A 24,179-nucleotide genomic window follows, 5' to 3' on the forward strand; every position below is an offset into this window, starting at 1 on the left:
CATATAACTACTTCATATTAGGCTATAAAACTAACAAAAAAAGCAAGACAAAATTGCCTTGCTTTATTATTATTAGAATGAAAAGTAGCTTATTTAATGCTCGCCATAACTGGCTCATCTATAGTGATATGAATTTCATCAAGCTTTTTATGCCACAGTTTCTTTTCTTCTTCATATTTGGCGCGTAATTTCTCATCTATAGGCTCAGATGGCGGCAAATCTACTTTAAGAGCATCTATCTGCACTCCATTTTTCCAAAACCTATAGCAAAGGTGATTTCCTGTAGCCAAGCCTGTGCTACCCACAAAGCCTATGGTTTGATTTTGTTTCACTCTCATACCTGCCTTAATCCCAGATGCAATTTTAGACATATGCAAATACTGTGTAGTATATGTGCTGTTATGTCTTATTTTAACGTAGTTACCATTATACTTGCTATATTTTGCGTCTACAATTATTCCATCACCTACTGACCTTATTGGTGTGCCTTTAGGAGCGGCAAAGTCAGTTCCTCTGTGCGCCTTCCATCTCTTTTGTACAGGGTGGTATCTATTTCCTGAATAACGAGAGCTTATCCTCGTAAACTCCAATGGATATCTTAAAAGAGCCTTTCTTAAACTATTACCGCTTTCATCAAAATAGTCAACACCTTCTCCCTGATCAAAGGCATAGGCGTAGTAGTCGTTTCCAAAATGCTCAAAGTAAATAGCTTTAATCTCTCCAATACCAACAGACTGACCATCCACCATTTTATCTTCGTAGATTACCTTAAATTTATCCCCTCTTTGTAAGCGGAAGAAGTCCACCTGCCAGGCAAATACATCAACAAAGTCATTAGTGAGTTGAATAGGAAGACCAAGATCACTCATAGCCACAGAAAGGCTAGACTCAATAACACCTGATGCTCCTTTTTCTACCACTTTCACTTCCTTCTGGAATTTTTGAATAGATAAAGAGTCCTTCAGATTAAAAACAAAGTATTCTATAGGATTATGCTCATAGACAAAAGCCTTAGCAGTTTCTAAAGAGTCTTGATCGCAGATAAGAGTATATTTCTTATTAGCGGCAATTTTTCTTACGTCAAAAATATCCCTTGACATAGCTGCAAGTTTAAAAATGGCTTCAGAAGAAACATTATGCGAAGCTAAGATTTCAGAGATATTTTGATTTCTCTTGATTTTATCTTCAATTACAAGCATAGAATCTACAGCAACTCCATATAAAAGCTTGGGCTGAGGAATTACCGCAGCTACACTAATTGAAGTAGAGTCACTATTTACACTCTCTTCTTTAGAAATCTCTTGATGATCGTTAATAGTAGGAATTACCAAATAAGAACCTACTGAAATGAGGGCCAGCGCGATAAGCCCTAAATACTTTTTAGACATGTTGGCTTTAAAGTTTAAAAAAAATGGCTACTTAAAACTTTACAAAACACAAATTTCTGCATTTCAATTTTAATATTAAGGAATAAGTAAGAAAAATGCTATCATTAGCTAAATTAATTAATGTTATACTTTCACAACCAGCATATAAAGTGCTGATTTTAAATAATTTTGCAGTATGAATAGAACCATAAGTATTATTGGGTGTGGCTGGTTAGGGTTACCCCTCAGTAAGGAATTAGCCAAAATAGGCCACCAAGTACACGGATCTACCACTCAAGAGATGAAAATCCCTTTAATTGAAGGGGCAAATGTAAAACCCTATCTTCTGGATATCAACCATAAAGGCATTAAAAATAATGTTTTTTTTGATTCGGAAATTATCATCATCACATTGCCTCCTTCGTCTGACAATTATGAAGAAAATATATCAAGGTTAATAGAAGCTATTGAGTATAATACTATCTCAAAAGTAATATTCATAAGTTCATCCTCCGTATATCCCAATACTAATAAGCGTGTTAAAGAAAGTGATGCAAAGCGAATTATTTCAAAACACTCCGGTGTAGCATTACTTGATATTGAAAATCAATTTATAAAAAACAAGAATTTTGAAAGTAGCATTTTGAGATTTGCAGGTTTATATGGCCCTGATAGGCATCCGGGAAGGTTTCTCAAAAGAAAATCTCAACTAGCTGGTGGCATGAACCCTGTCAACCTCATTCATTTAGACGATTGCCTGGCGATTATTAAAACTATAATAGAAAAAGATGCTTGGGGATACATATTTAATGCATGTGCTGATGAGCACCCTACAAGAAAAGAATTTTACACTGCAGCTAGTCAATCTTTGGGATTACCAAAGCCAGAGTTTACGAAAGAAGATACAGATTTTAAAATTGTGGACTCTTCTTACTTAAAAACCACTCTCTCTTATCAATTCTTACATCCTGATCCTATGGTAGATTTAGAAGCCGAATAAATTTTAAACAATTGATATTAAGATGTTTAAAAAATCAACCAACAATAAAGAGGAATGGCATAGCCATAAAAAAACTGACTGCCTAACTATCATGCAGCCTACACGATAACTTGGCAGTCAGTTGTATGCTTAAAGTCGAGATGAAACAATTAACAACCTTAAACTTTCTTAAAAGTATAAATTTTTTTCAACTCTAGCCTTACTTTCGCGTAATTATTTATCTATTATGAAAAAAATAACCCCCATTAGAGTATTAAACGTTTTAAATAAACTACTTTGTGAGTTTTTAAGGTCAATTTATCATTTCAAACCATTGTTGTTTGTTTTCTCTACTCTTTTACTACTTAATTGCACTAATAATCATTACAACGAACCTGCATTTTCAGAAAACGGAATGGCACAAATGGTAATAGAAATTCCTGCAGGAACGAACCTTAAATATGAATTTAATCCTCAAAGTGAAAAATTTGAAGTTGAAATAATTGATGGAGCAAAAAGAAGTGTAAACTTTCTGGGTTATCCTGGCAATTACGGTTTTATTCCTTCCACATTAATGGATACCGCAAACGGTGGTGATGGAGATGCGCTAGATGTTTTACTCATTTCGGCCTCATTAAACAGAGGGCAATTGATACCAATAATCCCAATAGCTGTTTTAAAATTAGACGATCATGGAGAGAATGATGATAAAATTATAGCCATTCCGGCAGAAGAAAGCCTACGAACTATAAATAGCATGAGCCTGACAGACCTGCAAAATGACTACCCCAATGTAGAGAAAATTTTAAAATTGTGGTTCACAGGCTATAAGGACGGCATAGAATTTAAAGGGTGGGATAATGAAAAACAAGCTATGAAGGTTATTATCCAATATAAAAAATGAAGAAACTTATCTTATTAGGAGTTGTACTTATAGCATCACTATTGTTGCTAGAATACTTTCAAACAAAAAACCATCAATCTTTATTTTCCTACGGAAAAATACAAGGAAAGGTAAAAAGCCCATTGGTAAATGAAGCATCAGGGATTGCTGCCTCTATTAGGAACCCAGGCATGATCTGGACACATAATGATAGTGGAGGCCAACCCCGTGTTTTTCTAATGGACGAGCATGGAAAGCACCATGGCACTTATTACTTAAGAAATGGAATTAATCGAGACTGGGAAGACATGGCCACAGGTCCCGGACCAGATCCCGACAAAAACTATTTGTACATTGCTGAGACGGGAAGTAATTATGGGCAATATCCATATTTTCACATTTTCCGCGTAGAAGAACCATTAGCTGGTGACACTGCTAATGTTACTGCAATTGTAGATTGGCTTACCTTCACATACCCGGATGGCACCAATGATTCTGAATGCCTTTTGGTTGATCCTTTAACTAAAGACTTTTATATATTCACAAAAAAGGAGCCCAACGTAGCTGTATATCGCTACCCTTACCCTCAGCCCAAAAAAGACAGTGAAACTCTCATAAAATTAGGCACGATCCCATTCAGTCATGTAGTGGGGGGAGATATTTCTGCAGATGGATCTGAAATATTATTAAAGACCTATGACAAAATACTATATTGGAAGCGAAAGGAAGGAGAAAGCATTTGGGAGGCGCTACAAAGAAAAGCCACTAGACTACCTTACATACCCGAACCACAAGGCGAAGCTATCTGCTGGAAAAAAGATGGGTCTGGATTCTATACTCTCAGCGAGGAAACCACCGGATATGAAGCTCATTTATACTTTTACAAAAGGAATAATATTGAATGATAACATAAGCATGCATTCAATAAATTAAGTATTGGTCTATCATCTTTATGTGAATTACCTCTATGCCTGCTAATAATTGTACGCACTAATTTATGCGGGGATAGAGGTTGATCTCACAATTACACTTTGCTTTTTAAGAAAGCAAACAGAGCAGTTCTCTTAGCAACATTTTATTTCAAATTGATGCAGTCTATAAAAAATCTAAAAAAAATTCATCTTATAGTAAGTCGGTGTATCGTTTTAGAAAACTCTTTGACAATAGACTCCCTATTCACTTGGGCTCTTTCGGACGCGAATTGGCCTTGAATAATGGTATTTACTGTATAGCTGGAATCGAGTGAATATATAATTGTAGGTAAAATATTTTCGCTTGAGCTAGCCGCGAGTAAAGGTGCATCAGCATTGTAAATTACGGCATCTAATGGTTGGCCTACTTCAAAATAATTTTCTGAACTACGCCCCATAGCTTTGCGGCCATTAAAAATAAATTGACTTAGTGCATAACTGCTACTGCTAGAGGTTTTATCTCCTAGAAAAGTACTCCTCTCATGAGACGACAGCCTCTGACCATAATCTAGCATTCTAAGCTCTTCGAGTGGATTAAGGCTAATATGACTATCAGTACCAATAGACCATTTTCCCCCTTGATGATGATAATCCTTCAATCTAAATATTCCATCTCCCAGGTTTCCTTCTGTAGTTGGGCACAATACTACATTAGCCTTAGATCTTGCAAGACGAGATACCTCTGCATTTATAAGATGGGTAGCATGCACCAAATGACAGCGATCATCCATTTGAATATTATCCAAGAGCCACTCTACGGGTCTTTTACCAAGATAAGCTAAAGAATCATCAATCTCTTTGAGCTGCTCTGATACATGAATATGGAAAGGCATATTTAAAGGTGCCTCTTCATAAGTTTTTATGACATCTTCAGGCTCCACCGCTCTCAAAGAATGAATACCGAATCCGAGTGAAGCGCCGTTATACTTTTCTGTGACACTCCTTGTTGCTTCCAGCAGTCGGCCATAGTCCTCCTTTGTTTTACTTATAAACCTACGCTGCCTATCCGTCGGAACTTGTCCAAACCCTCCTTTTTGATAAAACATAGGTACGAGGGTAATTTTTATACCTGCTTTTTGCGCAGCCGCTACTAATCGCTCCCCATGTTCAGCAATATGGCTATATGGCTTACCATCCTTATCATGATGCAGATAATGAAATTCAGCCACCTCTGAATAACCATGCCTTACCATTTCTGAATAAACCATTGCAGCAATATGCTCCAGATCATCTGGACTAATAGTAAGTGCTATTTGGTACATAGTTTCTCTCCATGACCAAAAATTATCTTTCATCCCCCTCTTGAAATTTTCCGCCAGCCCTGCCATGGCATATTGGAATGCATGGCTATGAGCATTTTGAAAAGCAGGAAGCACATACCCTTTTACTCTTTGAACTTCCTCAGAAGGCGCTTCTGTGGAAATATTGGTGATTAAACCAGCTTTATCAACACCTACATATACATTCTCACTCCAGCCCTCTTTCTGTAATAAAGCTTGAAAATGAAAATGTTTCATAATGTATTTAGGGTTTCTATAAGCATCTTAAAATTTTCTTGGAGTAAAACTCTAATATGGCCGGCGCGTTCTTCATCATAATTACTTTCCTTATTGTCCATATAATTAATCTTACTCATTTCCAGCTGTAACGCATGTTGATTTTCATCTGGCCTACCAAAGTAACGTGTTAAATGACCTCCTTTAAAAGGGTAATTATGTTCCAGCTTCAACCGTTTAGCACTCAAAGCATCTAAAGCTGTAGAAATTAAAGTTTTGTGGGCCGCTCTTCCTTTGTTATCTCCCAAAATAAGATCTGGGAAAACTTCATCCCTTATTAAAGGTACATATTGCCTAATGCTATGAGCATCCCAGAAAAGTACCTTTCCATACTCAGATTTCAAATGACTCAACATTTTCTCAACCTGAGCATAATATGGCCAGTAATATTCTTTTAATCTTCTTTCTATTTCTTTACCTCCAGGCATGTGCCCGTCTTTGTATATAGGCTCACCGGCAAAGGTGGTGGTAGGACATAAATCTGTTATTATTCTACCATCATCATACAGAGGCTCGCTCTCAGGGTCTCGGTTGAGATCGATTACCCACCTACTATAATTAGCAGTAATCATAGTGATACCCATTTCAGGTGCAAAATCATATAACTTATCTACAAACCAATCTGTATCATCTGGTGCCTTAATAAGATCTTCATTATAACCAGATTTTATTTCTTGAGGGAACTCAGTGCCACAATGAGGTACACTAATTAAAATAGGCACCTTATCGGCTATTGGTTCGATTACATTATATACACTCATATTTTGCTATTCGGTTTCGATTCTGGATCTTTTCAGTTTCATTATCCGCTGATAAGACTCATTGATTCTCTCTTCAGTAAGATCACCATTTTTAATCAACTTTTTAATAATATCGTGCACCGTATCCACCGTTCGGTTTTCGCTACCTTGAATATTATTACTGAATATCAATACATCAACACCTGCCTGAATAGATAGTTTTACGGATTTCTCTAATCCATAATGCTTAGTAATGGCATGCATTTGCATATCATCAGAAAAAACCACACCATTATAATGAAGGCTATCTCTTAACAGACCTGTAACTATCTTCTTAGAAAGTGTGCCGGGCAAACCCTGTGGTTCTAATTTTTTATTGACAATATGTGCCGTCATGATAGCATCTATTTCTCCATTTCTTAATAAAGAGTCATAAGGCGTAACCTCCTTAGACTGCCAGTAATCAGTAACATCAGCTATGCCTAGATGAGTATCTGAGTGAGAACTTCCATGACCAGGAAAATGCTTAAGCACAGTTACAATATTAAATTTACGGTGCGCATCAATTACTTTAGCGGCATGTAGAGCCACACTATCAGGGTTATCAGAATACGCTCGATCTGCTCGAGCTATAATAGGATTACTTTTATTAATAGAAAGATCTACTACAGGCGCAAAATTGACGTTAAAGCCGAGGCCTGCCAACGTAGATGCTGTCATTTCAGCATAGAATTGGGTAGAATCAAGGCTGGCCACTTTGCCTAGATAATCAGCGGACACCGATTTAGGAAATCCATATTTTTCTTTGAGTCGATTTACCTTACCTCCCTCTTGGTCTATAGCCACAAACAGAGGCACAGGGGCATGCTGTTGGAGTGTCCAGGTGAGTTGCTTAAGCTTAACATAAGAGTCTTTTGGATTAATATTTTTTTCAAAAAGCAATATTCCCCCAACCTTACCAGCTTCGATATCCTTTATAGTTGCATTATCTTCCTTGATTTCAGTACTGGCATAGCCCACCATAAGCATTTGGCCAATTTTAAAATCAAGGCTATCCACACGCTGTGCAAAACTCTTCACTGTGATGAACAAGCAAACAAAAACAAAATATTTTTTCATATTAATTATTTAGATATATCTCCTGAAGAATTTTTTCCATTCTCCTCTTCACAGGACCAGATTTTTCAGGATAATTGTTATTCATAAAGGCAAAAACATAAATCTTACCTTTCTTTGTTTTTAAGAACCCACTTAAATTATGATTATTGCTCAAGGTTCCCGTTTTTCCAAATAAGTACGGTTCATCTGATTGATAATACCTTCTTAGAGTTCCTGGTTGTCCCCCGGCAGGCAACAGTGAGTAAAGACGCTCATGAGGCACCTCTTTATACAGTTGAGTCCATATCCATACTAATGCTGCAGGAGTAAAAAGGTTATAGCGGGAAAGACCGGAGCCATCTACCCAAACCAATGAATCAGGTATATTCTTAAATAATTCCCTTTGTCCATACATAAGTCCATTTTCAGCCTTTAAAGAGTCTGTGAGTATCCCCGCACAGGTAAGTAACAGCTGCTCTGCTATAAAATTATCACTTTGCTGCATCATAACCCGATAGGCTGAGTCTGCTAAAATGCTATATTTAGTCTCGTAATGTAATGGCAAAGGCATTTCTAAAAGACCAACCTGTTTATTAAGTGTATCTGCAAGCGCCTGTGTAAGCAAATAATCAGAGTACTTAAATGGTATCTCATCGTTAATGGTCTTCGAAGCCAGCGGGGGGTGATAAACAAAACTATTGGAATTATAATCTCTCACTACCTGCTCACTAATGTTAGCGCTGTCTCCTAACCAAAAATACCTTTTAAAATAAGCCTGTTCTACCTCTAGGAATGATTGAGACCTCGACTTTTTCACCTTTATATTATTGCCATAAATAGTAAATGGAGATTTTTCACTAGAGAAAGTATACAGGTAATCATCCCATGCCCAGCCTGAGCCAAAATGATGATCATAAAAGTTATCTCCAGAGAAAAACAGTTTTTTATCAGACTTTTTTAAAAATTCATAAATCTGACTTTGAGGAAGTCGATCATTCAAAAACGATGGATCTCCCGTACCCCAAAAAATTAATGAATCTCCTTTTTCTACATAATAAATACCAGGTATAGAATCTGGCAGAATATGCATAGAGAGGTAGAGCGTAGGGATTTTGGTATTAGATGCCGGAGTAAAGTATTGATTACCCTGATAAGATATTAGGGTCTTATCTTCTTCAGGATCATAAAGCACAAATCCTGTATGATTGTGAAACTCCTTCTCTACAGAAATGAGCTCTCGTGTAATTTCCTTTTTATTTATAGATGCACAACTGAAGAAACAAAGCAAGATTCCCCAATAAATAAAACGAGCAATATCATTCATAGGTACGATTTTTCAAAAGCTAATTTGATAAATACCTTTCCAGCAGTACTGCTCTATGATGGGCCTCATGCCCAACAATTATATAACCAATGGTATTGACTGACATTAAATTTCCATTACACATATTCTCTCGGTGTAGCATCGTTTCACTGAAACTACTGAACAAATCAATAGTGGATGCTCTAACATTATTATATTCTTCAATAATTCTATAAAGCTTTCTGTTTTCCACATTAGCTTCCTCAGCATAATCATTCTCCTCAAAACCAGGCAAAGGAGTTTTATCATTTCTGGCTATGGCTAGTGACCGATATGCAAAAATTCGTTCAGTATCAATCATATGTGCCACCACCTGTTTGATAGACCACTTACCGGGCTGATAGCAATACCCTGCGGAAACCTCAGGAATAGATTTCAGCAGATCCAGAGTAATATTGCCATGATTAATAAGTGCCGGGATAAGTTCTTCCTCCTCAATTCCTTTAATATATCCCTGATAAAATTCAGGAACTAAATCTAACGTTGGTTTTGGCATAAATAAAAAAGCTTTGCTTTATACGTAAAGATAAAGCAAAGCTTGATTAAAGCAATAATTAACTATTTAAGCTTCTTTCCATTTAATAGTGCACCCAATAGCTTTAGTCTTATCAGGTGTAGGATTATTTCCTTTTAATAGTGCGTTTACAGCATCTTCCACATAAGTCTTAGTTACTGCACTGGCATCTCTGGAATTATTATCTATAGCTCCTATATAAGCTACTTTAAAATCTGCTCCTGATTTCTTCAATACAAATACATGCGGAGTATTAGTAGCACCAAAACTTCTAGCTACCTCTTGCTGCAGGTCTTGCACATACGTATGCTGGTATTTATTCTTTTCTGCATACTTTACCATTTCATCAAAACTATCACCAGGCTGCCTTCCTGGGTCATTAGAGTTTACGGCCAACACAGGGAATCCTTTATCAGCAAACTTATCATGTAATTCCTTTATTCTTTCTTTATAAGCTTTAGATACAGGGCAAGTATTGCAATCAAAAACCAAAATGATTCCTTTTTCATTTTTATAATCATCAAGTGATATCATTTCACCTGAAACACTTTTCAGCTCAAAGTTATCGACTATATCACCTACAGTGTACCCCTTCTCTTCTATGGATTTTCCAGCAAAGAGGGTTAAAAAGCATAACAACAGCATTAGATTTGTTTTCATAATTGTATTAAGGTTAGTTTGATACCTGGTCTATATACCTTTCTAAGGCTCCATCTTTTATTTCGCCCTCTACAAAAAGCCTTTTACCCGTTTTGGGATGGATGATTAATGTGGCAGGTATAGCTCCTGACCAGCTACTATCTACCTTATCGATCCATGAGTTATAATCTATCTCATCTAGAAGTATAACGTTTAAATCTTTATAATTATTAGTACTAACAAATTGATTTACCTTATCGAGATTATCCGCATAATCGAGACTTACTAAGTGTACCTCAATATGCCCTCCTTCTGCTAAGTTTTTAAACAGCGGTAGTTCTTTTACACATGGCTTACACCAAGTAGCCCAAAAATTTATAACTCGCACCTCATCCCCTGGTTGACCGATGATAGAACCTAGTCGATCATACTTTACTAAAGGTACATCTTGAGCTTTCAAGTATACCGGACCCAATAAAAATGTTAAAAGAATTCCTAATTTTTTCATGCCCATCAATTTACATCTTTCCGAGCTAAAAAGTAAAATATTCACCAAAACGAAAATTGAACTATTCTAATATTTCAAAATTTAATACACTGTTAAAGCATTTCATATGTCAAAATTACAAGTAACATAGCGTTAAAATGACCATAACTTGAAGATAATACGAAAAAAACCTTACAGGAGAGCCTATAAAGATTACCCGAGTAAAAGATTTTTCTACCATTAAGCAGCTATAAAACCGAATAATATAGTGTAATATTTGCTAAAAAAAGTATAATCTAATTAACAAATTGGAGGAGGTAAATTATACAAAATAAAGAATTACAGAAATCAAAGAAAACTTTTCCACAATTTAAGGAAGTTATCCACAATGGATTTCAAGATTAACATAATTAACTATAAATCAACACGTTAACCGACATGCATTTAACGTTCACTTTGTGGACAACTAAACACAGGATTTCCAGGGGATGCGAAACTAAACAAATAAACAAAGAATTCGACCATTATATTTCGAAAGAAAAAATGTTTTTTTTCACTGCGGTTAATGTAAGATCATCCGATCAAAATTTTTACTCCTGATTGTGGTGGATAAGCTTCTTTCTATAAGTGTTAAATATCCTGGACTTAGATAAAAAGCCTACGTATTTACCATTATCTATAACTGGAAGATTCCATGCTCCAGAAAGCTCAAACTTACTCATTACAGATTGCATATTTTCATGAGAGCTAATATAAGCAGGCGGGCTATGCATATAAGTCTTTACAATTGTATCCCTCTGCTTTTCTGCATCGAACATAATATTTCTAATATCATCCAGCGTAACAACACCTAACAACTCCTGATGCTCATTCACTACAGGAAATATGTTTCTTTTCGAGATTCTAACCAAGTCTACTAATTCGCCCAAAGTGGCATTTGGATGAATCTTAAGAAGATCTTTCTCAATAATTTTATTCAGATCTATCAAGCTTAATACTTGTCGATCTTTATCATACTGTATAAGATCCCCACTCTCAATAAGGTGCTTAGTATATAATGAGTGCTTCTCAAAAAATGAACTAGTACTAAAAGATATCGCAGAAACGAGCATTAACGGAACAAATAACTCATACCCACTAGTAATTTCTGCTATAAGGAATATAGCTGTGAGCGGAGCATGTAAAACACCACTCATTACACCGCACATACCTACCAGGGTAAAGTTACTAGTACTTACGTTTACATTTCCCCAAGTGATTACATTCAGCATCGAAGCAAAAAGATAACCGGTAACACCTCCTAAAAACAGAGATGGCGCAAAAATACCTCCACTACCTCCAGAGCCTATGGTTAAGGCAGAAGCTATTGGTTTCACTAGTATTACGCTTATCATAAAGATAAACACCATCCATATATTACTGATCTCTGAAAAGAATAGGCTGGTATCTAGAATATTCATCTGATTACCTGCCAATAACGATTTGATAGTATTATATCCTTCACCGTAAATTGGAGGGAAAAAGAAAATTATCACTCCTAGTAACACTCCTCCAATTAATCCACGTCCCATATAGTTTTTTGCTTTCTTAATTAGGCTCTCAACTTTATAGGTTGTTCGGGTAAAGTATACTGAGACCAAACCACTTATCATTCCTAATAAAATATAGTACGGGGTATCCGATGCCTTAAAACTATCTACCAGTTTAAATGAAAACAGGACATCGTCTCCTAATAATGTAATGGAAACTAAGGTGCCAGACACAGAAGCTATAAGCAATGGTATAAACATGCCTATAGTAACATCAGCTAGAATAACCTCCATGCTAAATATTACGCCTGCTACAGGAGAATTAAATATGGCGGATATAGCACCCGCGGCTCCACATCCGATAAGCAAAGTTCTCTTTTTGGCATTCAAGTGCACAAAGCGCCCTACATTAGATCCAATGGCAGATCCTGTAGTAACTATAGGACCCTCTAACCCTACAGATCCCCCGAAACCTACAGTAATAGCACTAGTAATCATTCGGGAAAACATCTTACTACGCTTGATTATGCTTCCATTTTTAGAAATATCATAAAGGATCTGGGTAATACCATGCCCTATTTTCTCTTTAATAATATATCGGGAAAGAATAACGGTAAGAAGAATACCAATTAATGGGAAACCTATATAAAAATAATTTTCATATTCTTTATTAAAGTTACCCGTGAGCTGATGCTGTATAAAATGTACCGATTCCTTAAGGGTAACGGCCGCCGAGCCCGCAATCAGACCAGTGACTCCAGCCAGAATAAGAATGAAATTCCTGTTACTGACATGTTTAATCCTCCACACTAAAAATTTCACCAACGGACTCTCGTGTTTCACATTCAAAACGCTTCATTAATTGAACTGCAAAGTTAGAACAATAGCATACAAACTATAAAAATAAGCTATGAATTTGACAGCTTTTCCTACATCTAACCAAAACTGATTGTACATGTTAATACAATCTATGTATTATTGTTACCAGCATTATGAAAGAATTCACACAAATAAAAGAGAACTGCCTGTATATCAGAGATTTGAATAAGGCAAAAAATTTCTATCATCACAAGCTTGGCTTGCCAATTATTCATCATAAAGAGGATAAACATATTTTCTTCAAAGTAGGTACATCTGTGCTTCTATGTTTCAATCCTGATGACAGTAAATTAAAAACCTCCCCTCCTCCTCATTTCGCTGAAGGAAATCAGCATTTTGCGTTTGAAGTAAACCAAAATGACTATCAGGCTGTAAAAAACAAAATGCTAAATTTAGGAATCACTATTATTGATACTATGGTATGGGGAGAAGGCCAGGAATCATTTTATTTCCATGACCCTGAAAATAATATTCTGGAAGTAGTTCCTACAGGTGTTTGGAATTAGTCAAGGCTAGTCTATTTAACTTCCCGGCTCTATTAGAAACCTCACTTTGAGTGTTTTGAGGCTCGACCGGCGAAGTACTTGTGAATATTTTTTCGAACCAAGATTTGTAATGCTTATACAAAATGCAATCTCTAATCAAGCCTTCTGGTGTTAATATCTTAAACACTACTTCACGATTTACCCAATTTTGAATAGCTTCCTGTTGTTCTTCAGGAAGATCAGATACTCTTATGTATTCTATTCCTTTAAAAGTAGTTGATTCAATCATCCTTCTGCCTTATTATAATGCAATTTAAAAATCTAATTACCTAAAAATAAACCACTTCAAATGGTGAAAAACAAAACAGTCCTCAAACAACTCTATTACCCTGGACAGCTCCACGAATCTAGCAAGAAAGTTTTTATTAAGCATTATTTCAATCTATCAATATGACAGATATCAATAAATCTCGTTAAGTGACAGCTTCGGCGGTTGAAGATTTTACTAACCTCTAAATAAATTGTATCTCAAAATACAATATATTGCCTTTAATCCATCTCTCCAATTAATCTTCTTTCCTTCTGCATAGGTTCTTCCGTAATATGAAATACCTACCTCATATATACGTATACCTGCAACCCGAGAGATTTTTGCCGTCACTTCCGGCTCAAAGCCAAATCGCTTTTCGTTAAGAACTAAACCTTGAACAAGTGAAGTATCAAATAGTTTATAGCATGTTTCCATATCTGTGAGATTAAGGTTTGTAAACATGTTGGAGAGGAATGTGAGAAATTTATTCCCAATAGAATGCCAGAAAAAAAGTATACGATGGGGGTTTCCACCTAAAAATCTGCTCCCATACACCACATCTGCTACACCATTCACTATAGGCTTAAGCAAATCATTATATTCCTCAGGGTCATACTCAAGATCTGCATCTTGTATTACGAGGTACTCTCCGGTAGCCTCTTTTATACCTCTGTGCAGGGCTGCTCCTTTTCCCATATTTTTTTCCTGAGAATAGTATTCTATTAGCAGTTCTGGATGCTCATTAATGTATTCGTAAATAAGCTCTTCACTATTATCTTCTGAAGCATCATTAACAATTACTACTTCTTTTTCAATATTGTTTATAAGAACTACCGTTCTTACCTTATCCAGAATTCGATTGATAGTTTTTGCCTCATTATACACAGGTATAATTATAGACAATTTGGATATACTCATTAGCGCTTAAACTTTAACAAATAGGTATCAGGATTTGGAAGATGATGAATTCGCTGAAATCTTTCCGGGTGTTTTCTGACAGCTGGCAGTAAATATCTAAATGTATTTCCGTACACCTGATCAATTACCACATAATCCACTTCTCTTTCTTCCAGATCTTTAATTAACTCTTCCGGATCCTGTGCAAATTTATACCTTGAAGTATAAGTATCCGAATACAAATAAAACAACACTGGCTTACCACAGCTGACAGTCACTTTCTCTTTTACATTTCTTTTGAGCCAGGTTCCCATGGCAAAATAATTTTTCCAAGCGGGAGAATATTCCTTCTTAGCCTGATCATGAATTTTATTTACAGGTGAAAAAGCAAACAACACAAAAACGCACAAATAGACAGGCGATAATACTTTCTTTTTACCTAGTGCTGTATAAAGCTTTTTCACCAATTCATAAATTCCATTTAACAAGACAAATAATAATAACGGAGCCAGCGGCACAATAAATCTTACGCCAATCCACACATCTGGCCATATCATAAGAATGGCAAAATTGCCTAATAAATAACCGGCAATAAGCCATCTGAATTTTGGCAAAGACCAAATGCCATAAATCATGACACCTAATAAAACCAAGCCTAAAAACCATTCCCCTCCGGTAGCTTCTCCACCGTAGGTGGGTTCCTTTATAGGAAAAATAGCGCTTGGTATCTCCCAAGTGATATATCTACCGAAATTAGTGAAGAATCTATCTACAAAATCACCAAAACCTGCCTGACCTAATGCAGGCTGATAAGGGTTAATCATGGTAAGCTGCTTCATGTAAGAGCTGCCACCAAGATTTTGGCCCCTTATAAACCAAGGTAAAAAGCCTACTACAAAGCTCATGAAATATGTAGTGGCATATTTCCAGTTTTTCTTAAAAAGAAAAAACAATACATATCCACCTAGGATAGCCACCCCTAAAGAACGAATATAATAGGCAAACACCATTGTGAGAATTGATCCGACCAAAGCAGGGCTCTTCAATGTCCATTTATCAAAATCTACCTGTATAAAAAAGTATAATGAAAGCATGCTCATAAAGAAAAATGGCACCTCTGACATCATAATACTGCCATAAAAAAGCAAATGTGCATTAAGTACTGATAAGAGAGTTATAGTAAAACTAAAAGCTTTGTTTTCAGTAATTCTTAGTAGCACCTCGAAAAGCAACCACAAACCAGCCATGAGCAAAAGTCCATTAAAGACCTTTATAAAAGTAATATCTTTACTAATAAGCATAATTACGCTTATTATAGCAGGATAGCCTGGAGGAAAATGATTATTTGGATTATGACTGTTACTGGAAATACTCACATACCCTTCTCCTTGAGAGAGCGCCTTACCCAACATATAATAAGAAGCATTGTCGCCTAGCATAGCCACCTTGCTATCAAAGGTATAAGCATAGGCTATTATAAATGTTAATGCCAAAATACAGAGGTAAATTAGCTTTGCGTTATTCTTCTTGGTTTCAGGGGTTGATTGATTCATAAATACAGTTTGCCAGGGTAAATATAAAGATTTGTGAAGTAAGCAAAATAATCTATCTTCAATAGACAAAATAATTTCTAAATTAACAGTATTCCAAAAGTGTATCAAACTACTCTGATTTGCAACGCTGAATTATTAATTATTTAATGAATTTTATAAAATACATCACATGCCTAGCCCTGCTATCCACGTTAGTTGCATGTAAAAAGCAGGGAAAGAGTTCTGAATTCACTAAAGTTTCTTCCCAATTTAGAGAATATTGGTATTCTGGCAAAGCTGAAGTAGCTACTTATAAACTCCATCAATCTCGCTATGGGGAAGAAAGAAAAGGCAATGCTACTTTAATTTTTGTAACAGAACCTTTTTCTAGATATAGGCAAGTAAAGCTGGATCAACCTGAAAATACCGGCAATGATAAGGTGTCAATAATGAAGCTCAACTTCATTAAAAAATTTAATACTGGCATTTATCCTTACTCACTTCTACTATCTGCCTTTAGCCCTATTAAATTAGAGAAAGACAGCTCAACCTTGAAATTAACTATGAGTGGACAAGAGTGGTGTGGCCAGGTATTTACTCAAATGAACCTCAAGCATAACCAATATCGCGTACAGTCTTACTCCTATTTCGAATCAGAAGGGGATGAAAGTTTTGAGCTGGATAAAGCGATTCTTGAAGATGAAATTTGGAACCGTATTAGAATTGATTACCACTCTTTACCTATAGGTAAGTTTGAAATGATTCCTGGTTTGTTTTATGCCAGGCTGCTACACCAACCAGTTATGGCCCTGCCAGTAAAGGCCACCTTAACCTCCTCGGATAGCACGTTAAATTACCTTATCAAATATAAAGACCGCTCATTGTCAATTAATTTCAGTAAGGAATTTCCGCATAGAATAAATTATTGGGAAGAGACGTTTATAAATTTGAAAGGTGAAAAAGTAAGCACTTCTGCCACGTTTGATCGAATGCTACATATTGATTATTGGAGTAAAAACAGCAATAAATACGAATACCTAAGAGACTCACTACATTTAACTTTCTAAAAAACATGTTTGAAGCTGCACTTAAAGAATTTCAAATACCGGAAAACCAAACTTACCTAAACTGTGCCTACATGTCACCTCTTGTGAAATCTGTGGAAGAAGCTGGCATGCAAGGTATGATTAAGAAAAGAAATCCTGGCATAATCACTACCAATGATTTTTTTGAAGAAGGAGATTTATTGAGGGAAGAGTTTGCAAAGCTCATAGGAGCTGATGAATCTAAAAGGATAGCCATAATTCCATCTGCCAGCTATGGTTTAGCTACAGTAGCTAGAAATATAAAGCTATTAAAAGGAGATAACATAGTAATGGCTGCTGAGCAATTTCCGAGTAACTATTATAGTTGGCAAAAGGCCTGTGACCAGCATGAAGCGGAAATGAGAATAATCAAAAGGCCGTCTTCAACTCATGATAGTTGGAATGAAAACATTCTCCACGCTATTGACAGCGAAACCAAAGCTGTAGCTCTGCCTCATGCTTACTGGGCTGATGGATATTTGTTTGACTTAAAGAAGATCAGAGATAAAACACGACAAGTAGGGGCTCTGCTCATAATTGATGGAACACAATCAGTAGGAGCGTTGCCTTTCAAGATACAAGAAATTCAGCCTGATGCACTTATCTGTGCTGGTTATAAGTGGCTTTTTGGTCCTTACAGTATTGGGCTTGCATATTTTGGTAGTTACTTCGATGAGGGAGAGCCTATAGAAGAAAACTGGATAAACCGAGACAAAAGTGAAGATTTTGCTGGGCTCGTAAACTATAAATCAGATTATCAACCATATGCTATTAGGTATGATGTAGGTGAACACAGTAACTTTATCCTTGTGCCTATGATGCTACAGGCACTGAAACTAATAAACAGCTGGGACCCAAAAAATATTCAAGCACACTGCGCTAACATATCTGAACATGCATTATCTAAACTAGAAGGAAGCTCATTCTTTGTTGACAAGGCTTCTGAAAGATCTGCTCATCTCTTTGGTATAAAATTTAAACACCCTATAGACAGTAACTTGCTCATGGATAAATTAAAAGCAGAGAAAATAAGCGTGTCACTTCGTGGTAATTCTATCAGGGTTTCGCCTCATATTTATAACACCACAGAAGACATAGAAAAGCTGATAAATATTCTGCTTCAACTTAAATGACCTCATCGGTATCTTTTTTTCGTTTCAAAATACTAATTCCTGAAAAGAAGAAAATTATGCCAAGTATAGCTATAGCCCAAGGACTAACACCAATTATACTACTTCCAAAAATTCCAAAAACACCTAGTATTAGACCAATAATACCGACAATAGTCAAAGCAAGTGCCAAAATCTTAATCATGTTAATTCAATTTTTATTTTACAGATAACAGACAAATACTATTCCTCTAAACTTATTATCTCAATATGACGTTCATTTCTCTAAAATGCCTGATTTTTAGAGTAAATTCGTGTTTAAACCAGCTTATATTGAGGTGTTAATTCCACACATTATGAAGTTCTTCCTTGCTGTTATTATTAGCTTTAGCGGCTTTGTGGCTCACAGCCAAAGTAAATATATGTTTGTTTTCTTAAGTGGTAATAACCATAACAGTTCGCTTAGTGAGGCTCAGCAAGACCGACTACAAACGGGACATAAAAATCACATCATAAAGCTTACCGAAGAAAAGAAACTGAAGCTAGCCGGATCATTTGAAAAGGGTGGCGGCATATTTATACTAAATACTAACTCCGTGGATACTGCCAGAGAATGGATGAGTGAGGACCCCGCCGTTGCTACCAAGAGATACAAAACTGAAATACTTCCCTGGACCCCACGTCTAGGCTCAGTATGCACCGCTCAACACCCAATGGAATATGAGACTTACACTTTTGTAAGGTATAATACCTATATTACTAAATTTAATGTTCGAGATGCCCCTCAACTCTTTCGACAGCATGATGTATATTTAAAAGAAATTGAAAAAACAGGAAATGTTATTTCAGAAGGAGTATTTGATAATAGTGACGGAGGCACTCTGATTATGAAAGGAGAAGTAGCCAAAGCAGTAATTATGAACGACCCCTCTGTGAAAAATGGAATTATTGACCCTGAAATAAAGATCATTTGGGTAGCCAAAGGCTCTTTTTGCGAACATAACAACTAATTTATCATTATGAAATTTCTAAAATGGTTGGCGCCTATTATTCTATTATTAGTGGCCGTATACTTCACCGGACCTAAGGTAGAGACCCCCGAGCTTAATAAAAATTTACCTGAGGTAACCCATCATCTATACCAACTAGAAGCAGACATAGAGGCCAAAGAAAAGGCAGTGGGCAACGTAAAGCCAGATAATGAAGCTCGAATAGTGTGGTATGATTCCACTTACCAAAAAACACCCTATAGTCTCATTTATCTTCATGGCTTTTCTGCCAGTCAAAAAGAAGGCTTCCCCTTGCATGAAGAAATAGCTCAACGCTATGGCATGAACCTCTATTTAGCCAGGCTACATTCTCATGGAGTGGAATCAAAAGAAGCCATGTTAGATTTAACTGCAGAAAACTATGTCAACTCTGCTAAAGAAGCTATAGCTATTGGCGAGCAGTTAGGAGAAAAAACGATCCTTTTTGCCACCTCCACCGGTGGAACCTTATCTTTATATCTGGCCGGAGGTGATAATAACATTGCTGGACTTATTTTATATTCACCCAACATTAAGGTATACCAACCAGAAGCATTTATTCTCAATAAGCACTGGGGCCTGCAAATAGCTCGAATAGTACAAGGAAGTGATTATATGGAATGGGAAATATCTCCAGAAAGAAAGCCTTACTGGCAAAATAAATACAGACTAGAAGCTATTACACAACTTCAAGAATTGCTAGATGTAACCATGACGGAAGAAACCTTTAAGCAGGTAACTCAACCCACTTTTTTAGGCTATTACTATAAAAATGATTCTCTTCAGGATCATACTGTTTCAGTAAAAGCAGAACTGGCCATGTTTGATCAACTGGGCACTCCGAACTCTCTTAAAAGAAAAGTGGCTTTTCCTGAAGCAGGACATCATGTAATTGGCTCTTCTCTAACATCAGAAGACTTACCTACAGTAAGAAAAGAAACCTATAAGTTCATAGAAGAAATATTAAAAATAAAACCAGCACCTATAACCAAAACAGATAGTGCAGGCTCTGCCGAACCAGCCCTTAATCCTGCTTAAGAGGCAGCAACCATTCAGAATGTTTAAAATGATGCCATTCAGCTTTGGCTAAATTATATTCTGGATCATAAAGTGGCTGGAATTTTCCCCGATTAAGCATTACATTGCCTTTAGCATAAATTTCAACATCAGGATAGCCCTTATCGGCATATTCTTCTTTAAGAATTTGGACGAACTGCCAGCACATATCTGGGTGAGAGGCCACTTTACCAGCTTGCTTAGGCGTAAGGTATTCGGTAGGCCTAACGCTCCAGGTCTCGTTGGTAGCAGGATCCTTCACTTGAAACATAACGGTACCATATTTTATTCTCAGCATCATGCGCCATGATATTCTATGACCTTCCTCCGTCCAGTTAACATCTCCATTAAATAACCAGTGCCTTAGAGGTAATAAAGCCTGGCACACAAAATATCCAACAAAAATCCCGACTACGAACCTTTTCCTTCCTTCAGAAAATTTGAAATAATAAGAATTTATATCCTCCTTACTGAGTACCAATGGAGGCTTTCCTTTTAGAAAAATACTCCTGACAGTCTCTGGATTGAAGAAAAATATGCTGATAACTATGCCTACATAGGGAAAGACACCTACTTGAAATACGGCTGAATTGAACAAATGAAAAAACACTGCCACCCAAAAGGCATACTTACGTGTTTTCTTCCATAAAAGTCCCGGCCCCACAAATAAGTCGAATAATACCCCCATATACGTCACCGCCAGCTGGAACCATTTCTGCGCTAACAAGGGACCTACAAGCCAATAATGAGTTTTACCACTAAATAGAATCCCCACGGTTTCTGCCTTCATCCATCCAGGATACATTTTGGCAAAAGCCGCAAATACGTAAACTAGTGTCATTTGGAAAGCAAATGCCCAAAGACACCACTGCGGACAACTAAGACTTTTAAGAGACGGTTTACGCTTTACATCTAAAGATAGGTACTTATGTGCAGGTACTGTACACATAATAAAACATAACAATACCATCAGATAATAATGGTTGTTATAATTAGTTTTCTGCATGAAATAAACACCTGCCCACATAATGGCATAAGTGAACATAGCTACGCGATAGTATAACCCAAGCATAACCAGCACCCCTGCCACTCCCATAATGACATAGTAATAATACATACCATCTCCCGGAAGCGGGTGAAGCCACGAAAAATCAATAAATGGAAACGTTATCTTGGGGGTTATAAATGCCTTTTTCACCCAGCCCGTCATAATCGCACCCCATGCTTCAGCTGTTAGTAGCAATCCGAAAATAACCCTGAAAATCACCAATGGTGAGTTATCAACAGGCCGAAACAGTTTTTCTTTCATGAAAGGATATTACTAAAACTTAATTCCTAAATCCAGACCGAAATAGTCATTTTTTAAAGAAAACTTATCTACAGCATCGCTTCTATCTGCCACCAAATTTATTAGGCCTCTGTTATAAGACACTCCGGCAAAAACGCTAGTGTTTAAGCCTATTTTATAGTCAAGACCAAAACCCACCTGTAAGGTTGAATTAAAGAATCGGAAGTTTTCCACTGCCATGTACTCCTCCGACTTTTTCTTTTCTTTGACATTAAATTCCATAGTAGTACCTATCTGAAAATAGATGCGCTTATCTAAGGCTATTTCATTTGTATATAGCTTTATGGCCAATGGTATTTGTATGTACTGCACGCCATATTCCTCTTTATACCTGGCATTAGTGGTTTTGTCTGTAATCTCAAAAGCTGCTCGGTTAGAAACCAAAAATACCCCTGTACTGAAATAGTAATTTTCTCTAAAAGCAAAATCGGCAAAAGGCCCAGCGGCAAACCTTATCCCTACTCCGTCACTACTATAATTAAAGTCATCAGAATCAGAGTTTAGCCTTGAACTAGATACAGTAGGAGTAAATTTAAAACCTAGCTCCACCTGAGCATATGAGCCATAAGAAATTAAGAAAAATAGTAGAATCAGCAGTTTTTTTCTCATCTGCAATAATTTTTTGGTTACTTAGCAAGTTGAAATACTTAGGGTCTTTAACGCCCAAATAAACGAATAGTTTGATCATGAAAAAAGGATTTCCCGTTTTACTAGCAGTCGTTATCTGTGTTTTACTTCTTGGCTCTTGTTCGGAAAATAATGATGAGTGTGTATATCAGCCAGATACCTCTGGCATAGAGGTGAGCTTACAATTTGAAAGGTTAGACTCTGCACTATTAGGGGTAAAATCAAAAGAAGATCTAAGAGATTTTCTAAATGACTACCCAGTGATAAGAGAATATTTTTTACGGAGAAATCAATATCCTAATGACTCGGTAATGATGCAGGTACTATATGGGAAATTTCAAAACCCTCACATAGATACCTTACAGCAAGAAATAAACCGTGTATTTGGAGACCTTAGTTCGCTAAAAGAAGAGCTCAACAAAGCTTTTACTAATTTTAAATATTACTACCCGGAGGCCGAACTACCCGAGATAAAGTTCATAGCTACAGGTTTGGATAATGATATGTTTATCTCAGATTCTTTAATAGTGGTAGGTCTTGATTATTACTTGGGTGATAGCGCCAAATATAGGCCATTAGGTTTATATGAATATATGTTAGAAAGATACAGACCCAGCTACATTACACCTTCCATTATGCTACTATATGGTATTTCATCAAAATATAATAAAACAAATACCAGTGACAAAACCATGCTGGCAGATATGATCGGCTATGGCAAATCCTTTTATTTTGCCAAGCATATGATGCCTTGTACTCCCGATAGTCTTCTCATCTGGTACTCCAGAAAAGAAATTAGTGGCTCTCGAAAAAATGAGGACATAGTATGGGCCCATTTTCTGGAAAACCAACTCTTATACGAAACTGACCACCTAGTAAAGAAAAAGTATATAGAAGAAAGGCCTAAAACCTACGAAATAGGCGAAGACGCACCTGGAAGAATCGGCACCTGGCTAGGTTGGCAGATCGTGAGACAGTATATGGAGCGTAATGATGAAGTGACCTTACATGAGCTCATGCAAAACACTGACGCCAAAGAAATTTTTAATAAATCTCATTACAAACCAAAGAAATAAACTCTTAGCCAGAATCAAATAATGTTAAACTCTTTTGAAGTAAGATGGATTTTTCAGGGTAAGCTACCTGACAATATGTTGCAATGGGTAGAGACTTTTGCTCCTGAAGAACAAAGCATACGTACCGATTATTATTTTAATAAAACCGAAAATGGCACTTTAGGAATTAAACTACGTGAAGGAAGCATTCAAATGAAACCGCTTTTAAAAGAAGTAGGACATTTTACCTTTAATGATCATAAGGCAAAAATAGAATCATACAGCAAATGGAGCTATCTGGTGCAGGATAACCAAGAGTGGTCATACATGATAGAGGAACCCGAAACTTGGCTTCCGGTGACCAAATCAAGACTGATGAACAAGTATACCTTAGCAGGAGGCTATCCTGATAGAGTAGAAATGAAAGACAGAGTAGAACAAGGCTGTGAAATGGAACTCTCGAACATTAGTATTCTTAATAAAGATTTCTGGACGTTGGCCTTTGAAGCTTATGGTAAAGAAGCTGAAGTAAACTTACAAAAGACGCTAAGATATGTTTTTGAAACTTCCGAGCTACCTCAAGTACTACCTTTTCAAAATTCATTTGGATATGCGCAATTGATCCACGATATTCAGCACTAA

Annotated in this window: 25 protein-coding genes; 10 read left to right on the forward strand and 15 right to left on the reverse strand. The window is 36.5% G+C overall.

Features of this window, described 5'->3' with window-relative positions; all coding sequences use genetic code 11:
- Window positions 1–89: 89 nt before the first annotated feature.
- Window positions 90–1,388 carry a peptidoglycan DD-metalloendopeptidase family protein gene (locus tag JL102_RS16860; RefSeq protein WP_202245608.1) on the reverse strand — a complete coding sequence of 433 codons (1,299 nt, stop codon included), beginning with the start codon at window positions 1,386–1,388 and terminating at the stop codon, window positions 90–92.
- A 175-nt stretch (window positions 1,389–1,563) separates the two neighbouring features.
- Here JL102_RS16860 and JL102_RS16865 point away from each other — a divergent pair, with 175 nt between their 5' ends.
- The 3 genes from JL102_RS16865 to JL102_RS16875 all read left to right on the forward strand — a co-directional run bounded on the left by JL102_RS16865 (window position 1,564) and on the right by JL102_RS16875 (window position 4,134).
- A complete protein-coding gene (locus JL102_RS16865) occupies window positions 1,564–2,367 on the forward strand; it encodes an SDR family oxidoreductase (RefSeq protein WP_202245609.1) in 804 nt (267 codons plus the stop codon).
- Between the two features lie 226 nt (window positions 2,368–2,593).
- The gene (locus JL102_RS16870) at window positions 2,594–3,250 is read left to right on the forward strand and encodes an inorganic diphosphatase (protein ID WP_202245610.1); all 657 of its coding nucleotides are present in this window, start codon (window positions 2,594–2,596) and stop codon (window positions 3,248–3,250) included.
- On the forward strand, window positions 3,247–4,134 hold the full coding sequence (locus JL102_RS16875; RefSeq protein WP_202245611.1) for a hypothetical protein: 888 nt from the start codon (window positions 3,247–3,249) through the stop codon (window positions 4,132–4,134). The genes JL102_RS16870 and JL102_RS16875 overlap by 4 nt, the downstream gene beginning before the upstream one ends.
- A 212-nt stretch (window positions 4,135–4,346) precedes the next feature.
- Here the strand turns inward: JL102_RS16875 and hutF are convergent, their stop codons facing one another.
- From hutF to JL102_RS16915, 8 genes are all read right to left on the reverse strand, one after another.
- Window positions 4,347–5,717, reverse strand: a complete 1,371-nt coding sequence (gene hutF / locus JL102_RS16880) for a formimidoylglutamate deiminase (protein ID WP_202245612.1) — start codon at window positions 5,715–5,717, stop codon at window positions 4,347–4,349.
- Entirely contained in the window at window positions 5,714–6,517 is an 804-nt protein-coding gene (locus JL102_RS16885) for an N-formylglutamate amidohydrolase (RefSeq protein WP_202245613.1), read from the reverse strand. The genes hutF and JL102_RS16885 overlap by 4 nt, the downstream gene beginning before the upstream one ends.
- A 6-nt stretch (window positions 6,518–6,523) precedes the next feature.
- Window positions 6,524–7,615, reverse strand: a complete 1,092-nt coding sequence (locus tag JL102_RS16890; RefSeq protein WP_202245614.1) for a glycoside hydrolase family 3 protein — start codon at window positions 7,613–7,615, stop codon at window positions 6,524–6,526.
- A 1-nt stretch (window position 7,616) separates the two neighbouring features.
- Window positions 7,617–8,918, reverse strand: coding sequence for a D-alanyl-D-alanine carboxypeptidase (locus JL102_RS16895; protein WP_202245615.1), 1,302 nt, complete (start codon window positions 8,916–8,918; stop codon window positions 7,617–7,619).
- 19 nt (window positions 8,919–8,937) lie between these two features.
- Complete coding sequence (locus JL102_RS16900; protein ID WP_202245616.1) at window positions 8,938–9,453, reverse strand: DinB family protein; 516 nt, start codon at window positions 9,451–9,453, stop codon at window positions 8,938–8,940.
- Between the two features lie 66 nt (window positions 9,454–9,519).
- Window positions 9,520–10,131 (reverse strand): thioredoxin family protein, encoded by a 612-nt coding sequence (locus JL102_RS16905; RefSeq protein ID WP_202245617.1) that lies wholly within the window; start codon window positions 10,129–10,131, stop codon window positions 9,520–9,522.
- 13 nt (window positions 10,132–10,144) lie between these two features.
- Window positions 10,145–10,618, reverse strand: a complete 474-nt coding sequence (locus JL102_RS16910; protein ID WP_202245618.1) for a TlpA family protein disulfide reductase — start codon at window positions 10,616–10,618, stop codon at window positions 10,145–10,147.
- Between the two features lie 569 nt (window positions 10,619–11,187).
- Window positions 11,188–12,969: a chloride channel protein gene (locus JL102_RS16915; protein ID WP_202245619.1), complete on the reverse strand. Its 1,782-nt coding sequence runs from the start codon at window positions 12,967–12,969 to the stop codon at window positions 11,188–11,190.
- Between the two features lie 149 nt (window positions 12,970–13,118).
- Here JL102_RS16915 and JL102_RS16920 point away from each other — a divergent pair, with 149 nt between their 5' ends.
- Window positions 13,119–13,511, forward strand: a complete 393-nt coding sequence (locus tag JL102_RS16920; protein WP_202245620.1) for a VOC family protein — start codon at window positions 13,119–13,121, stop codon at window positions 13,509–13,511.
- On the opposite strand, the gene JL102_RS16925 is transcribed toward JL102_RS16920, so the two are convergent.
- The 3 genes from JL102_RS16925 to JL102_RS16935 all read right to left on the reverse strand — a co-directional run bounded on the left by JL102_RS16925 (window position 13,492) and on the right by JL102_RS16935 (window position 16,190).
- Entirely contained in the window at window positions 13,492–13,779 is a 288-nt protein-coding gene (locus JL102_RS16925; protein WP_202245621.1) for a hypothetical protein, read from the reverse strand. The genes JL102_RS16920 and JL102_RS16925 overlap by 20 nt on opposite strands.
- Before the next feature lie 216 nt (window positions 13,780–13,995).
- Complete coding sequence (locus tag JL102_RS16930) at window positions 13,996–14,718, reverse strand: glycosyltransferase family 2 protein (protein WP_202245622.1); 723 nt, start codon at window positions 14,716–14,718, stop codon at window positions 13,996–13,998.
- Window positions 14,718–16,190 carry a hypothetical protein gene (locus tag JL102_RS16935; protein WP_202245623.1) on the reverse strand — a complete coding sequence of 491 codons (1,473 nt, stop codon included), beginning with the start codon at window positions 16,188–16,190 and terminating at the stop codon, window positions 14,718–14,720. Before JL102_RS16935 ends, JL102_RS16930 begins: the two co-directional genes overlap by 1 nt.
- Window positions 16,191–16,396: 206 nt before the next feature.
- On the opposite strand from JL102_RS16935, the gene JL102_RS16940 reads away from it, so the two are divergent.
- Together JL102_RS16940 and JL102_RS16945 are read left to right on the forward strand one after the other, a co-directional pair.
- Entirely contained in the window at window positions 16,397–17,296 is a 900-nt protein-coding gene (locus JL102_RS16940) for a hypothetical protein (protein ID WP_202245624.1), read from the forward strand.
- A gap of 5 nt (window positions 17,297–17,301) precedes the next feature.
- Window positions 17,302–18,447, forward strand: a complete 1,146-nt coding sequence (locus JL102_RS16945) for an aminotransferase class V-fold PLP-dependent enzyme (protein WP_202245625.1) — start codon at window positions 17,302–17,304, stop codon at window positions 18,445–18,447.
- On the opposite strand, the gene JL102_RS16950 is transcribed toward JL102_RS16945, so the two are convergent.
- Complete coding sequence (locus JL102_RS16950; protein ID WP_202245626.1) at window positions 18,440–18,628, reverse strand: hypothetical protein; 189 nt, start codon at window positions 18,626–18,628, stop codon at window positions 18,440–18,442. The genes JL102_RS16945 and JL102_RS16950 overlap by 8 nt on opposite strands.
- 151 nt (window positions 18,629–18,779) lie before the next feature.
- Between JL102_RS16950 and JL102_RS16955 the strand changes: the two genes are divergently transcribed.
- On the forward strand, window positions 18,780–19,433 hold the full coding sequence (locus JL102_RS16955; protein ID WP_202245627.1) for a YciI family protein: 654 nt from the start codon (window positions 18,780–18,782) through the stop codon (window positions 19,431–19,433).
- Between the two features lie 9 nt (window positions 19,434–19,442).
- Window positions 19,443–20,489: an alpha/beta hydrolase gene (locus JL102_RS16960; RefSeq protein ID WP_237390639.1), complete on the forward strand. Its 1,047-nt coding sequence runs from the start codon at window positions 19,443–19,445 to the stop codon at window positions 20,487–20,489.
- On the opposite strand, the gene JL102_RS16965 is transcribed toward JL102_RS16960, so the two are convergent.
- On the reverse strand, window positions 20,476–21,816 hold the full coding sequence (locus JL102_RS16965) for an HTTM domain-containing protein (protein ID WP_237390640.1): 1,341 nt from the start codon (window positions 21,814–21,816) through the stop codon (window positions 20,476–20,478). The genes JL102_RS16960 and JL102_RS16965 overlap by 14 nt on opposite strands.
- 12 nt (window positions 21,817–21,828) lie before the next feature.
- Window positions 21,829–22,464, reverse strand: coding sequence for a porin family protein (locus JL102_RS16970; protein ID WP_202245628.1), 636 nt, complete (start codon window positions 22,462–22,464; stop codon window positions 21,829–21,831).
- Between the two features lie 77 nt (window positions 22,465–22,541).
- On the opposite strand from JL102_RS16970, the gene gldB reads away from it, so the two are divergent.
- Window positions 22,542–23,558, forward strand: coding sequence for a gliding motility lipoprotein GldB (gene gldB / locus JL102_RS16975; RefSeq protein WP_202245629.1), 1,017 nt, complete (start codon window positions 22,542–22,544; stop codon window positions 23,556–23,558).
- Window positions 23,559–23,579: 21 nt separating this feature from the next.
- A complete protein-coding gene (locus JL102_RS16980) occupies window positions 23,580–24,179 on the forward strand; it encodes a hypothetical protein (RefSeq protein ID WP_202245630.1) in 600 nt (199 codons plus the stop codon).

This window comes from Fulvivirga sediminis, from assembly GCF_016757215.1.
Classification (GTDB): Bacteria; Bacteroidota; Bacteroidia; order Cytophagales; family Cyclobacteriaceae; genus Fulvivirga; species Fulvivirga sediminis.